At 63.6% G+C, this 13,619-nt stretch carries 17 protein-coding genes; 11 read left to right on the top strand and 6 right to left on the bottom strand.

The genetic code is table 11. The features are described from left to right. The first annotated feature begins 91 nt into the window (after positions 1 to 91). Genes JLZ96_RS10030 through JLZ96_RS10020 form a run of 3 tightly spaced genes read left to right on the top strand, consistent with a single transcriptional unit; the run spans position 92 to position 1,471 of the window. Positions 92 to 661 carry a cysteine hydrolase family protein gene (locus JLZ96_RS10030; RefSeq protein WP_236253870.1) on the top strand — a complete coding sequence of 190 codons (570 nt, stop codon included), beginning with the start codon at positions 92 to 94 and terminating at the stop codon, positions 659 to 661. A gap of 27 nt (positions 662 to 688) precedes the next feature. Next, on the top strand, positions 689 to 1,132 hold the full coding sequence (locus tag JLZ96_RS10025; protein ID WP_057473531.1) for a hypothetical protein: 444 nt from the start codon (positions 689 to 691) through the stop codon (positions 1,130 to 1,132). A 3-nt stretch (positions 1,133 to 1,135) separates the two neighbouring features. Continuing rightward, positions 1,136 to 1,471, top strand: coding sequence for a hypothetical protein (locus tag JLZ96_RS10020; RefSeq protein ID WP_057473532.1), 336 nt, complete (start codon positions 1,136 to 1,138; stop codon positions 1,469 to 1,471). Here the strand turns inward: JLZ96_RS10020 and JLZ96_RS10015 are convergent. Next, the gene (locus tag JLZ96_RS10015; protein WP_027495545.1) at positions 1,458 to 2,102 is read right to left on the bottom strand and encodes a TetR/AcrR family transcriptional regulator; all 645 of its coding nucleotides are present in this window, start codon (positions 2,100 to 2,102) and stop codon (positions 1,458 to 1,460) included. The genes JLZ96_RS10020 and JLZ96_RS10015 overlap by 14 nt on opposite strands. A 225-nt stretch (positions 2,103 to 2,327) precedes the next feature. Between JLZ96_RS10015 and JLZ96_RS10010 the strand changes: the two genes are divergently transcribed. The 3 genes from JLZ96_RS10010 to JLZ96_RS10000 are packed head-to-tail and all read left to right on the top strand — an operon-like array spanning position 2,328 to position 5,775. Next, a complete protein-coding gene (locus JLZ96_RS10010; protein ID WP_201009970.1) occupies positions 2,328 to 3,452 on the top strand; it encodes a DUF5938 domain-containing protein in 1,125 nt (374 codons plus the stop codon). Between the two features lie 11 nt (positions 3,453 to 3,463). After that, positions 3,464 to 5,023, top strand: coding sequence for an AMP-binding protein (locus JLZ96_RS10005; RefSeq protein WP_094695594.1), 1,560 nt, complete (start codon positions 3,464 to 3,466; stop codon positions 5,021 to 5,023). Continuing rightward, entirely contained in the window at positions 5,020 to 5,775 is a 756-nt protein-coding gene (locus tag JLZ96_RS10000; protein ID WP_094650998.1) for an SDR family NAD(P)-dependent oxidoreductase, read from the top strand. Before JLZ96_RS10005 ends, JLZ96_RS10000 begins: the two co-directional genes overlap by 4 nt. Positions 5,776 to 5,791: 16 nt before the next feature. On the opposite strand, the gene JLZ96_RS09995 is transcribed toward JLZ96_RS10000, so the two are convergent. Beyond that, positions 5,792 to 6,724, bottom strand: a complete 933-nt coding sequence (locus JLZ96_RS09995) for a TIGR01777 family oxidoreductase (protein ID WP_094650997.1) — start codon at positions 6,722 to 6,724, stop codon at positions 5,792 to 5,794. Beyond that, entirely contained in the window at positions 6,721 to 7,392 is a 672-nt protein-coding gene (locus tag JLZ96_RS09990) for a TetR/AcrR family transcriptional regulator (RefSeq protein ID WP_027495550.1), read from the bottom strand. Before JLZ96_RS09990 ends, JLZ96_RS09995 begins: the two co-directional genes overlap by 4 nt. A gap of 100 nt (positions 7,393 to 7,492) precedes the next feature. Between JLZ96_RS09990 and JLZ96_RS09985 the strand changes: the two genes are divergently transcribed. Together JLZ96_RS09985 and JLZ96_RS09980 are read left to right on the top strand one after the other, a co-directional pair. Next, positions 7,493 to 8,167, top strand: coding sequence for a class I SAM-dependent methyltransferase (locus JLZ96_RS09985; RefSeq protein WP_032386514.1), 675 nt, complete (start codon positions 7,493 to 7,495; stop codon positions 8,165 to 8,167). 66 nt (positions 8,168 to 8,233) lie between these two features. Further along, positions 8,234 to 8,536 carry a helix-turn-helix transcriptional regulator gene (locus JLZ96_RS09980; protein WP_032383044.1) on the top strand — a complete coding sequence of 101 codons (303 nt, stop codon included), beginning with the start codon at positions 8,234 to 8,236 and terminating at the stop codon, positions 8,534 to 8,536. On the opposite strand, the gene JLZ96_RS09975 is transcribed toward JLZ96_RS09980, so the two are convergent. Next, a complete protein-coding gene (locus JLZ96_RS09975; RefSeq protein WP_032383043.1) occupies positions 8,494 to 9,123 on the bottom strand; it encodes a ClpP family protease in 630 nt (209 codons plus the stop codon). The genes JLZ96_RS09980 and JLZ96_RS09975 overlap by 43 nt on opposite strands. Then, entirely contained in the window at positions 9,120 to 9,728 is a 609-nt protein-coding gene (locus tag JLZ96_RS09970; RefSeq protein ID WP_032383042.1) for a ClpP family protease, read from the bottom strand. Before JLZ96_RS09970 ends, JLZ96_RS09975 begins: the two co-directional genes overlap by 4 nt. Positions 9,729 to 9,826: 98 nt before the next feature. Between JLZ96_RS09970 and JLZ96_RS09965 the strand changes: the two genes are divergently transcribed. Both JLZ96_RS09965 and JLZ96_RS09960 read left to right on the top strand, forming a co-directional pair. Further along, entirely contained in the window at positions 9,827 to 10,294 is a 468-nt protein-coding gene (locus tag JLZ96_RS09965; protein ID WP_201009969.1) for an SRPBCC family protein, read from the top strand. 105 nt (positions 10,295 to 10,399) lie between these two features. Continuing rightward, positions 10,400 to 10,849, top strand: a complete 450-nt coding sequence (locus JLZ96_RS09960) for a YdeI/OmpD-associated family protein (RefSeq protein ID WP_201009968.1) — start codon at positions 10,400 to 10,402, stop codon at positions 10,847 to 10,849. A 38-nt stretch (positions 10,850 to 10,887) separates the two neighbouring features. Here the strand turns inward: JLZ96_RS09960 and JLZ96_RS09955 are convergent, their stop codons facing one another. Then, entirely contained in the window at positions 10,888 to 12,351 is a 1,464-nt protein-coding gene (locus JLZ96_RS09955) for a PLP-dependent aminotransferase family protein (protein WP_201009967.1), read from the bottom strand. Positions 12,352 to 12,666: 315 nt separating this feature from the next. Here JLZ96_RS09955 and JLZ96_RS09950 point away from each other — a divergent pair, with 315 nt between their 5' ends. Next, positions 12,667 to 13,614, top strand: coding sequence for a helix-turn-helix domain-containing protein (locus JLZ96_RS09950; RefSeq protein WP_057473539.1), 948 nt, complete (start codon positions 12,667 to 12,669; stop codon positions 13,612 to 13,614). Positions 13,615 to 13,619 lie beyond the last annotated feature (5 nt).

The following is a 13,619-nucleotide window of genomic DNA, read 5'->3' as shown; positions in this document are numbered from 1 at the left end:
CTACCGTGTGCTGATCGAACGGAAACGAGGGTGGGTAAGGGGCCGCCCGGCATGATGGTTTGCGCCTGTGTTCGCGACTAGTCTGGTCAGAATGACGGCTCTATCGATGTCCCTCAGCCGACCTGCACTTATCGTCGTCGATGTGCAGGCCGGTTTCGACGATACGGAATTCTGGGGTCCGCGGGACAACCCGTCGTGCGAGGCCAATATTGCTGAGCTCGTTCAGTTCTGGCGATCTCTGGCTTGGCCCGTGGTATTCGTTCAGCACGATTCCGACAATCCGCAGTCGCCGTTGTCGCCGACGCAGGACGGGCATCGCTTCAAGGACATGCTCGACGGGACTCCGGATCTGCTCGTTCGCAAACGCGTCAATTCGAGCTTCTACGGAACTCCCGATCTGGACGCCTGGCTACGCGGCGAGGACATCGACCAGGTGGTCATCTGCGGAATCACCACCAATCACTGTTGCGAGACCACCGCGAGGATGGCCGGGAATCTCGGCTACGACACCTACTTCGTCATAGACGCGACGCATACCTTCGATCGCGTCGCGCCCGACGGGACAGTCGTGCCTGCCGCAACACTGTCTGCCATCACGGCAACCAACCTGCACGGCGAGTTCGCGACGGTGATCGAAACGAAAAAAATAACTTCCCGCTGACGTCGCCCCGATTTGATACCGTTCGGTATGGCCGATCGGGGAGCGGTAGCAGGGCTCGCGGGACCCATTGTGCTGCTGTATCTGGGGTACTTCGCGTCGGTGCCGACCCTCTCATCGCTGATCCACGGGATCTTCGACCCACGAATAGACTGGGCCGACACGGGCTTCGGTGAAGTGTTGCTGTTCTCGTTCCTGGTCGTGGGCGGTCTCGCTGCATGTGTTGCGGCAGTTCGCACACTGGCCGACTCTCCGAGGTTCCCAGGAATCGTCGTCACACCGGGGTCGTCGATCGGGCGGAAAGTCGACGCGGTGGTGGTGACACTGATTGCCTACACCGTCGTTGTTCTGGTGTTCGTGACCGCTACCGCGTCAGCCGGATTCCTGGTGCCGCTCATCGCGGCATGGGCTTGCTCCAACACGATTCGGAATTACCGCGAACTGAAGAGTCGACGTCGAGCGTCTGCTACATAGCCCATGAACACCGTGCTGATGCTGATGCTGCTCCTGTCTTTCGTCGTGTTCGCGTACGCGGCATCCGTCGGATTCCGAGGCAGGGCAACGAATCCCGACTACTACGGTGCACGAGTGTCGGACGCGGTGAAATCGACACCCCGACTGCGTGCACGAGCCAATCGATCGGTCGGAATCTGGTGCACGGTCAGTTCCGTGATGGCTGTGGTGCCAATCGTATGGATCGGCTCCGACTTTCACCGTGAAAGAACGACTTGGGAGCTGGCCGGTCTGGCCGCATACGTCTTCGTCGTCGTGGTGGTCGGCACTTACCCGTTGGAGAAGATCAAGAAGTCGTGACGTTGGGATGGTCCAACAACGCGAACGCGGCCGTCAATTGCGCTCGGGCTGCGTCGACTTCGGATGTGTTGCCCGCCAGATGGTGCAGCAAGGCGCGTTGGAAGATCCCGTCGAGCAGGATGTAGGCGGAGGGGCGGTCGAGGGCGGATTCGGAGCCGCGTAGTTCGCAGTACTTTGTCACCACGCGCCAGATCATGTCTTCGCGACGTTCCTCGATGTCCAGGACGTCGCCTCGAAAGGAACCGTCGAACAGGGCTTGGTTGCGGAGGTCGTACCAGAGTCGATGAATTCCGGCGTCCGCCACCAGGGTGGCGAAGTACTTCGTCTCGAAGTCCGCGTACAGGCCGGGGGCGTCGACGGCGTTGGCCACCACCTCGTCGTACCGGGTGACGCAGATGGCCTCGTACTGGCGAACTGCGTGGGTGATGAGGTCGAGCTTGTCGGTGAAGTAGTAGTGCAGAACGCCGTGCGAGTACTCGGAGTTCTGCGCGATCTCCCGCAACGAGGTGCGGGCGTACCCCAGCTCGGCCAGCGTGTGGAGCGTCGCCTCGGCCAGCTCGGTTCGCTTGGACTCGAACTTGTTGCGGGCGCGTTCCTCGATGCGCGCGCGCGGATCGACCGTCTGGGTCATGTTCGGTGTCCTTTCCGCGCGGCGTTTCGCTGATCAGTGTATGCCCGAGCCGTCGAAAACCGGATTCTGGGCAGTCGTCAAGAAAAACCTTGACGTGTGTACAAATTCTAACTTAGTGTGATCCGCAGCACACGTCAGAGGGGTGGATGCACACCTGCCTCCGGTGCTTCACGGCTCGACCAACCTCGGCCCGTCCGACGACGGCCGATCACGAGAGGACTCTTCATGCCAACCGACAAGCGCGTCGTCGTCTACGGGGCATCGGGATACACCGGGCGACTGATCTGCGAATACCTGCGCGAGTACAACATTCCCTTCCTGGCCGCCGGCCGCGACGAAAGTCGAGTCAAGGGCATCGTCGACGCCGTCCCCGGCGTCGAGACGGTCGAGTACGACGTTGTGGAGGTCGAGCACACGGCTTCCGCACTGGCAGGAGCGTTTCGAGGAGCCGAGATCGTGCTCAACACGGTCGGTCCGTTCTCGCGGTTCGGACACGAGGTGGCACAGGCATGCATCGAGATCGGTGCGCATTACACCGACACCACCGGTGAGCAGGACTGGATCATCGATGCCGAGAAGAAGTACGGCGCAGAATTCGCCGCCCGAAACATCGTTCTGACACCGGGTTTGGCGCAGATGTACAGCATCGGCGAGATCGCAGCCAACATCTGCCTCGAGACCCCGGGTCTCGACACCCTCGACATCGAGGTCTTCTGGAAGGGACATCCGACGGTCGCGTCGACCAACACCATCCTCACCAATGCCGCCTTCTCCAAGGCGTACTACCTCGAACAGAACGAGTACGTGGAATGGCCCGACGACGGGGTGTTCCAGGTGGTCGTGCCGGGCCAGCACGATCTGGGCTTGGCGCTGCCGTGGGGCGGTACGTCGCATCCGGTGTGGTTCAAGAACGATCCCCGAGTCGCGAACGCACGCGCCTACGGCGGGGTGATGAACAAGCCGCTCATGCTCGCCGTGCCTCAGATCATCGCCGGCGCAATGGCGCAGATGGAAGGCAAGACCGACGCCGAGAAGTACGACATCATCGATACGGTGTCGGCGTCGGTGCGCAGTGAGACACCGCCGCGGGAGAATCCCCGTATCAACACCTCCCTCGACTCGGTCTACGCATCGGGCCCACTCGGCCGCGTGCACACGGTGATTCACGGCAACTGCAACTACAAGCAGACCGCTCTGCTCAACGCATTCGCGGCAGCACACGTATTGCAGGGGCCGCCCAAGAAGGTCGGATTCGCCTCGAGCTGCCAGGCATTCGGACACCGCGAACTGCTCGGCGTGCTCCGCGCCTTCGGTCTGGTGCTCGACCCCGTCGTCACAGCACACAGCTGAGGACCCGGCCGATGCGGCTATCCGACTACCTCGACAAGGGCATGTCCCTGGGCCGAGACGCCCCCTGCCTGACGATGGGTGACACCACGAAGAGCTACGGCGAGGTGTACGACGACACGGTGTCCATCGCCGGAGCGTTGCAACACAACGGTATCGAGACCGGGGATCGTATTGCGGTGCTCTCCGGCAATGACCCTCTCGCCCTGACCTGCGTTTTTGCGATCTCCCGCGCAGGCGCAGTGTGGTGTCCGATCAACCCGCGAAACGAGGCCGACGAGAATCGTCAACTGTTCGATCTGTTCGGGTGCCGATTCCTGTTCTTCCAGAAAGCATTCGCGGATTTGGTCGGCCGCATCAAAGACCACCTGCCGCAACTGGAGTGGCTCGTCTGCCTGGACGGCGACGTGCCGGGAGCACTGTCGTACGACCGATGGCTCGTCGAACACCGCTCGGACTCGGTCGTCGACAGGCGACCGGCCGACGGGCTCGCCATGATCGCCGGAACCGGCGGAACGACGGGAAAACCGAAGGGCGTCAGACTCACCGAAGAGAACATGATGACGTCGACGGCTACGGCACTGATGAGCTATCCGTTCGGGGACCGGCCCCGATACCTCGCACTGGCACCGTTGACCCATTCGGCGGGGGTACTGACATTCCCCATCCTGAGCCTGGGTGGCCACGTGGTGGTGATGCCGGCTCCGGACATCGGAGAGTTTCTCTCACTCATCGAGCAGCACCGGATCACGCACGCATTCTTGCCGCCGACGGTCATCTACGGGGTGCTCGACCATCCCGACCTCGGTACGCGGGATCTGTCGTCGCTCCGATGCCTCTGGTACGGGGCTGCGCCGATGTCGCCAACCCGGTTGGAGGAGGCACTGACCCGAATCGGGCCGGTGCTGGGGCAGCTCTTCGGGCAGACCGAGGCACCGAACATGATCGCGACGCTCGCACCGGCCGATCACTTCCGGAGTGACGGTTCCATCGCGGTCGAACGGTTGACCTCGGCGGGCAAGCCGACGCCGCTGACGACGGTGGCGATCATGAACGAGGACGGCGGCCTGCTCGATCGAGGGGATCGCGGCGAGATCGTGGTCCGAGGACCTCTCGTGATGCAGGGCTATCACCAGAATCCCTATGCCACAGCCGAAGTCGGCGCTCATCGCTGGCACCACACCGGAGACATCGGGTACCTCGATCGAGCCGGCTACCTCTACGTCGTCGATCGTGCCAAGGACATGATCATCACCGGAGGATTCAACGTGTACTCGGCTGAGGTGGAACAGGCCCTGCTGTCGCATTCCTCGGTGAAGGAATGCGCAGTCGTCGGCCTTCCCGACGACAAGTGGGGTGAACGAGTCACGGCTGCAGTGCTTCTGCGCCCCGGTCGCGACGCGTCCCCCGAGGATCTGATCGCACACGTCAAGGCACGGATCGGGAGTGTCAAGGCTCCCAAAGAGATTCAGATATGGAGCGATCTGCCCCGCTCGAAGGTGGGAAAGATCCTCAAGACCGAAGTACGAAGCACGATGTCTGCACCGTCACCAGCGAAGGGAAGCACAGTATGAGCGAGTTCGAGGGCAAACGAGTCTTCGTCACCGGGTCCGGTGCCGGAATCGGAAAGGCCATCTCCCGGATGTTCATCGAGCGGGGCGCGCGCGTCGTGGTCAGTGACATCGACGAAGGTGTCGCAGCGACGACGGCCCAGGAAATCGGTGCCGAGGGCACCGCCAACTGCGATGTCTCCGACGAGAGCCAGGTACAGCGAGCCGTCGCCGGCGCGGTCGAGATTCTGGGCGGACTGGACATCGTCGTCAACAACGCGGGCATCGAGGTCTCGTCCCCGTTGCTGCAGCAGTCCACCGAGAGTTTCGACAAGATCTACGCCGTCAATGTGCGCGGCACATTCCTGGTGATGAAAGCCGCGATCGGTGCGCTCGTCGAGTCGAAGGGCAACATCGTCAACATCGCATCGCTGGCCGGTGTCGGCGGCACGGCGCTGCTCGGGTCGTACTGCGCCACAAAGGCAGCCGTCATTCAGCTGACACGCGTCGCGGCCATCGAGATGCGTGCCGCAGGAGTACGCGTGAATGCGGTATGCCCCGGGTTCGCCGATACCGCCATGGTCGAACGACTCGTTCCGGACTTCGAAGCGGCAACTCAGATCCCGTTCGGTGATCTGGTCGCCGCCAAGCAGGGACGGCTGGGAACACCTGAGGACATCGCAGAAGTGACGCTGTTCCTGGCCTCGGACCGCGCAACATGGATCACGGGCAGTCACTACATTTTGGACGGCGGCCTCTCGGCGTCCCTGGTGTAGCGCTCGGTGCTCCCCGTCAGCCGAGTGCGACGGGGAGCAGGCCGGGTCGCGTCCGAGATGCGATGTCGGCCAACGCACCCTCCAACGTCGGGTATCGGAAGTCGAACCCGGTGTCGGTCAACACCTGCGGCTCGACCCACCGGCTCTTGAGGACCAGCTCGGGTTCGGTTCGGATCACCCGTGCGCCCAGCTTCAGCAGCCATGCCGGCGTCGCCAGTCCGTGATCGCGACCGAGAGCAGACCGAACCTGGTGCATCAGAACCTCGTTGGTCACCGGGAACGGTGTCGCCACGTTGACAGGTCCGACGATGTTCGAGGTGGCGTACAGATGGTCGAGAGTCCGAGCGACGTCATCGACGTGAACCCAGCTGAACATCTGGCCACCATCACCCATGCGGCCACCCAATCCCACTCGAGCCAGATCGATGATCGGATTGATCGCCCCGCCGCCCGCGCCCAGCACGATCGACAACCGCAGTGCCACTCTGCGGATCGACACGTCGGCGTCGAACAGTTCGCGCTCCCACGACCTGGCCACCTCGACCGAGAAGCCCGATCCCAGTTCGCCGTTCCGTTCGCTCATCGACCTGTCGCGGGCATCGCGATAGATGGTTCCGGTGCTCGCGTTGACCCACAGCGCGGGCGGATTCTGTACTTGTGCCAAGGCAAGCCCGAGCTGGGCTGTGGTCTGAATTCGCGACGACATGATCGCGTCGGCGTTGGCCTTGTTGTAGCGACAGCTCACCGAGCGGCCGGCGAGGTTGACCACCAGATCGGACCCGTTCAGGACCTCGACGAGGCCGCGATGGTCGGACCATGGTGCATCGCTGGACGATCCGCGTCCGACCGTCCTGACGCCGATGCCGCGGTCCTCGTAGTAGCTGCGCAGATACCCGCCGATGTAGCCGGAGGCACCGCACAGGACGACGGTCGATGGTGAATCGGTCATTGGCTCAACCCTTCTGGAGAGGTCATTCGTTTCAGGAGACCGGCGACATCGGCTACCAGGCCGCGCGCAACCGGGAGTCGGGCGAGACGAACCGCCTTGGATACGACGGGCACGAGCCCGTCGACCAGAGTGCGGGTGCGAGCCTGGTTGTCGGACGAATCGGTGACCCAGTGCAGCGTGACGCCCATGTAGATCATCCAGAGCAGCAGCGGCAGTGCATCGTTCAGCGAAGCGGGTACCTTCTGCTTCGATGCATCCAACGTCGTGCGCATCAGATCGATGGCCATGGCTCTGGCGTCGGAGGATTCCTCGGAGAACGGACTGGAGCTGGACCTCGTCGGTAGCGCCAGCTGGAGGAACGCGCCGCCGAACGCGTGATACGGCGTCAGGACGTCCAAGCCGGAATGCAGAACCGCGGCCAGGTTCTCCGACAGCGACCCGCCCTGGGTGATGACCTGCTCCGCACGTTCGCGGTGATCGCGCTGGATCACCACGTACAACTCGTTGACCAGTTCGTCCTTGCCCGCGAAGTAGTAATACGCATTGCCGAGCGACACGCCGGCCTCGTCGGCTATCCGGCGCATGGTGGTGGCCTGGAACCCCTCTTCGCGAAACAGCCGAAGAGCCACTTCGACCAGCTTGTCGCGCGTCTCGGATGTGCGGGCCATGCGGTCACCTCGTTTTCTGAACGTGTTCAAAAAGGACGGTAGACCCATTTTTGAACATGTTCAAGCGCAACGGCCGGGCACTGACCTGGATACTCGACGCATGCTCAGACGAATGGGAACCTCGTTGATCGGAGGCAAGGGGGCTCAATGGGTACAAGCGCTGAACGCGCGGCATCCGTGGAGTCACAACGACTACTTCCACAGTTGGATTCTCGCCAACCTGCCGAGCCGACGACGCGAGGCACTCGACGTGGGTTGTGGCCGTGGCGGTCTCGTGCACTCACTTGCACCGTATTTCGATCACGTCACCGGAGTCGACATCGACTCCGACATGCGCCGCCGCACAGGTCTTGCGTGCTCCGATGTCACCAATGTGACTGTCTCCGAACGCCAACTCGACTCGTGGGCGGACCAATCCGTCGATCTGATCACGATGATCGCTGTTCTCCACCACCTCGACATCGACGACGCCCTTCGCCAGGTCGAGCGTGTTCTTGCACCCAACGGCCGACTGTTGGTCGTGGGTATGGCTGCGCCACGAAGTCCTCGGGATCTGCTGTGGGACGCCGTATCCATCGTGACCAATCCGCTGATCGGATTCGTCGGCCATCCCTGGCCGAGTCCAGCGGGAAAGCAGCCGGCACCTTTCCCGGTCAAGGACCCGGTGCTCAGTTTCGACGAAGTGAAGCGGTCGGTCGACGCGATACTGCCCGGGGCAACGATGCGACATCGCGTCGGATTCAGGCACACCATCGAATGGACGAAGCCTGAGTGACCGGAAGGTTCTCTGCTCTGAGCAGAATCGCCGCCCCTCCATAGCATCGAGGCTTAGGCTCCGATCATGGGCGAGGTCATACGAATCGATGAGCGCCGAGCAGCGCGCGCAGTGGAACCGCTGTGGCGTGAGGTGGTCGGCCGCCGGCTGCGCGAGCGCAGACACTCCCGCGGCGACACACTCGCCGACGCAGCAGCGCGCGCAGGGATTGCACCGCAGTATCTTTCGGAGCTCGAACGCGGCCGCAAGGACCCGTCGAGTGAGATCCTTGCGGCCGTCGTCGGGGCACTCGGCACCTCGATGGCCGAAATTTCAGGCCTGGCGCATCACGACCTGTCCCGCGGCAATGCGACGTTGATGGCTGCCTGACGTCGTCCCTCGAGCACCTGGTCGACGAGGCCGTACTGCAGCGCCGATGGAGCCGTCAACACCAGGTCACGGTCGGTATCGTGCCGAATCTTCGCGGCATCGCGTCCGGTGTGTTTCGCCAGAATCATCTCCATCTCGGCGCGCACCCGGACGATCTCGTCGGCAGCGAGAATGAGATCGGGAATGGTGCCTCGCCCTTGCCCCGCAGGCTGATGCAACACCACCCGGCTGTGCGTCAACGCCGAACGTCGACCCGGCGCACCTGCGGCGAGCAGCACCGCGCCGGCCGCCACCGCCTGCCCCACACATGTTGTGGCGACAGGGGATCCGATGAACTGCATCGTGTCGTAGATCGCCAACATGGCCGCAGTATCGCCGCCCTCGCAGTTGATGTACATCGAGATTTCCTGATCGGGGGAGTCGGCTTCGAGATGCAACAGCTGCGCGATCATCGCATTCGCAACACCGGCATCCAGTGCAGTACCGAGGTACACGATGCGTTCGCTGAGCAGATGCGAATACACGTCGACGACGCGTTCGCCGCGCGAATCACGGGTGACGACATTGGGAATGGTGTACGTACTCATCGGGCCATCTCCATCCCGAACGACACCCGACGCGCAGGCATGACCTGATCGAACGAACTGACGATGGCGTCGACGAACCCGTAGTCACGCGCGGCGTCCGCGGTGAACCAACGATCGTGCAAGGAGTCGTCGAATATTTGTTCTCGTGTCTGCCCGGTGTCGTCGGCGATGAGGCCGAGCACCGTATCGCGGGTATGACGAAGATCGTTGGCCTGCACCTCCACTTCGACAGCAGAACCACCGATACCGGACGAGCCCTGGTGCATCAGAATCCGCGAATGCGGTAGCGCGTAGCGCTTTCCGTGTGTTCCCGACGACAGCAGGAATTGACCGGCGCTGCAGGCCAATCCGAGTGCCAACGTCGAGACGTCGCAGGGAATCAGGTGCATCACGTCACGGATCGCGAGCATGGCAGGCACCGATCCGCCAGGGGAGTGAATCCACAGGGCGATATCGGCCGACGGATTCTCGGCCGCCATCGTCAACAGGTGGGTGGTGAGGACGGTGCCGTTGTCGTCGTCGAGTGGGCCGTCGAGCACGAGGATTCGATGACGCAGCAGTCGGTCACGCAGTTCGGGTGGGAACATTCGGGGTGTCTCGCTCATGATTCGAGTGTGATCACGAATAGCGCTGCATGCCAACGATTCTGCTGTCGGCAGCGACGCTGCTCAGAGCTGCGCGACGCTCGAGGGACAATGGAGGCATGACCACACTCGAATTCTCCGATTCCGTCGTCGTCGCCGCATCCACCGAGGATGTCTATGCCGTCGTATCGGACGTCACCCGAACAGGTGAATGGAGCCCGATCTGCCAGGAATGCTGGTGGAACGAACCCGACGGCGGCGGTGTGGGATCGACGTTCACCGGACGCAACGTCACTCCCGACCGCACCTGGGAAACGGTCTCGACCGTCGCAGCGGCCGAGCCCGGACGCGAATTCGCGTGGGTCGTCGGCGACAACTTCGTGCGCTGGGGATACACACTCGAAGCTGTGGACGGCGGCACCCGGCTGACCGAGAATTGGAACTTCCTGCCCGACGGCATCGCTCTCTTCCAACGCAAATTCGGAGACTCCGCGCAGGAGCAGATCGACACCCGCAGCAAGGCTGCACTCGACGGCATTCCGCGCACCCTGGCGGCCATCAAGCGCATCATCGAATCGGAGTCCTGACAGGTAGGTGCGCTGGCTGTCCCCTTTTCGCGTCGGCGCGCGGGATTCCGCCCGTCGACGCGAATTGTGGACACTCAGCTCTGTAGTCGCGCCTATTCTGTGCCGATGACGTCCACGGTTCTTCAACTGACCACGGTCCTCGAGCCTCGCGGCCCAGCGGCTGCGATCGTGCTGACCGACGCCCAGGTCGCGTCACTCGGCAGCACCAAGACGCCGCCGGTGCGGTTCACGATCGGTGGGCAGACGGTGGCAGGACGCATCGGGCGCATGGGCGGGGAGAACCTGCTGGGCCTCAACAAGAGTGTGCGCACGACGCTCGGAGTCGAGGCCGGCGACACCGTCGACGTGACCATCGAACTCGACGACGAACCGCGCACCGTCGAGCTACCGGGCGAGCTCGCCACTGCACTCGACGCCGACCCCGCGGTGCGCGCAGCATTCGACGCGCTGTCTCCGTCGAAGAGGAAAGAACACGCACGATCGGTCGCCGACGCCAAGCGCGCCGACACCCGCGACCGACGCATCGCGTCGATCGTCGAGGCTCTTCGGCACTGACGTACTACCCGGCTTGAGGGCGCGGGTGCCCGCGTCGATCAGACCACGGTCGCGGGCCTGTTCGATGGGACGACCTCCGTCGACCTGTCCGCCGCAGACAGGCGCGCGAGAATATCCACAGCCGAGGTGATGTCGGGAAGTGAACGAGTGAAGGGAATTCGTTGACGGTCGTCGAAGGCATATCCCGTCCCGAATCGTAGTCCGGGTGCCAGCAGCACGCCGTGCGACTGAGCCTCGGCGACAAGGACACTGGATCGAAGACCGTCGGGCAGGGAACACCACAATGCCAGCCCGCCGTCCGGAACGCGAAAGTGCCAATCAGGCAGCCGATCTCGCATCAGAGCAACAGTGTGATCACGTGCGACTCTCGATATGTCGGCGCGCACTCGGCGTACCTCGTCGTATTTGCCCATCAACTCGACCGCAGCGAGTTGATCGAGAATGGACGTCGACAGTTGGCGTCGCGCATAGGTGGCGGCGATCCTCGCCAGCAGCCCTGCCTCGGCGCGAACCCACCCGACTCGCAGCCCACCCCACACCGTCTTGCTCGTCGACCCGATCGTCACCGTCGCACTATCCGGTGTTGCCGCCCCGAAGGGTTCGATGTCGGGCGACCCGTCGAGGGACAGGTCCGCCGCTACCTCGTCGACGATGGTCAGTACTGCGTGGCGGTGCATCGTTGCGGACAGCTGTCGGCGGGTGCCGAGGGGGAGTCGAGCTCCCGACGGATTGGAGAAGTCGGGCATGAAATAGGCCAGGGTCGGTGCGCTTTGACGTGCGGCCCGGTCTGCGGCCGGCACGAACGCCTCGGTCTCGTCCGGGTCGATGGGCACCGGGATGCATCGGCCGCCGAGTGAGTGGACGAGTTCGACGACACCCGGATACGTCGGGTGCTCGACCAACACGCGGGCGCCCGGCTCGGTGAATGTCGCCAACACCGCATGGATGGCGTCGGTCGCACCGGAGGTGACGAGGATGTTCTCGGCCGTGGTCGGCACTCCGCGCCCCCGGTAGTAGGCGGCGATCGATTCGCGGAGCTCGGACAGCCCGAGTGGGGCATAGCCGCCGGTTGCGAATCGACCCTGAATCCTTTCGGCCGCGGTTCTGTACGCATCGGCCAACAGCGGAGAAGCCGACGGTGACGCGTTGACGAATTCCAGTGTCGCAGTGTCGCGGTCGCCGGCGAGGGAACTCCACGCCGGCATCGAACCCGTCGGGGAAACGTATGTGCCCGAGCCCCGTTGGGCGCTGATCCAGCCACCTTCACGAAGGTGGCGATAGGCCGACGCCACCGTGACCCGACTGACGTCCAGACTGATCGAGAGTGCCCGCTCGGCGGGTAGCCGCGTCTGAGCCGACACCTCGCCGTTCTCGATCAGCCGCCGCAACTCGTCGGCGATCTCGAGGTAGAGCGGACCACCGGATCTGTTGCGCAGCGTCGACGGGCCGATACGTGCTGCCAACTCCGGGGCCGAGATCGCGGTGGCGTCGAACGAGTCCATGCAGTCCACTGTCGCACACTGGACTGAACTATTCACGGTAAAGCCAGTCCATTGTTGTCGCATGATCGCAATTGGAGCTGTATTGGCCTTGTCATTGGTCGGCGCGGGATGGACCGTGGTCGCCCTGCGGGAGGGAGGGAGAAGCGCTCCTGCTGGTCCGCCGCGCAGTCGTATCGATGTCGACTGAGCTCACCGCCCACTATTCGACTCCAACCACGGGATTCCGCCTCAGCGGTCGAATTGTGGACACTGAGCGCACCACCCTCGACCGCAAATCGCCGACGCAACCGGCGTACGCGGAGGACAATCGAGCCCATGCCCGTTCCCGTCGAGTTCTCCACCCTCGATCTCCCGCTCGAGGAGCGGATCGAGCGCTGGGAGGGACACAACGCGGACCTACTCATCGGGCTGCGGTGCCGCATGCTGGAGGTCGAGCAACTCGAGGCGACGGGTACCAATCTTCGACTCGATTCGGTCGACCTGGCTCGGGTCATCGGAACTTCGCACGTGGTCGAGCGCGACGCCGAACTGATCAGACAGCAGCCGTCGGATTCCGTGATGATGTACTTCAGCCTCGTCGGCGATGCGTTCTTCTACTCCGCGGACGGCATTCGCTCCGTCGGCCCGGGGCAAGGGCTGGTGTTCGACGCAGACCGAGCGTTCATGCGCGGCTTCTCGCACGGGCTCGAGGAGCTGGTGCTGAAGCTGCCGCGGTCGGTGTTCGCGGACGTAACGGGAGCGGCGGTGCCCTCGGAACCCACGGTGCTCGACTTCTCGCCGAACGGAAACGTGCACGCCGCAGCACTCGCTCGACAGGTAGGGCGGGCCACCAGTCGACGCGACCCGACACCGCCGGACGAGCGCGCGATCCTCGAACTCGTCTCGGTGCTGACCACCGGTGCTCGCGCAGACCTGAACTCGGCCCATCGAGCGGCGGCGCGATCGTTCATCGAACAGCGACTGTCCGACGCGTCGCTGTCCGCCGCGCAGGTGGCACGTGCGGTCGGAATCAGTGCCCGGCACCTGTCCCGGGTGTTCGCCGACGACGGCACCAGCGTGCCCAAGTACATCCTCGAACGTCGGCTCGAGCGGGCCCATGCGCAGCTCACCGGCAAGTTCGACGCATCGATGACGGTCGCCGATATCGCTCTTTCGTGCGGATTCACGTCGGCCACTTACTTTTCGCGGTCGTTCGTCGCGAGATTCGGCCGTCGCGCATCCGATGCCCGACGCGACGCCGTGATCACCAGGGCAGCCGGGTGACACCC

The sequence above is a fragment of the Rhodococcus sp. NKCM2511 genome, from assembly GCF_014905595.1.
Taxonomy (GTDB): Bacteria; Actinomycetota; Actinomycetes; order Mycobacteriales; family Mycobacteriaceae; genus Rhodococcoides; species Rhodococcoides fascians.
The sequence above is the reverse complement of the archived record's forward strand: the minus strand, read 5'-3'. Positions and strand labels throughout refer to the sequence as shown.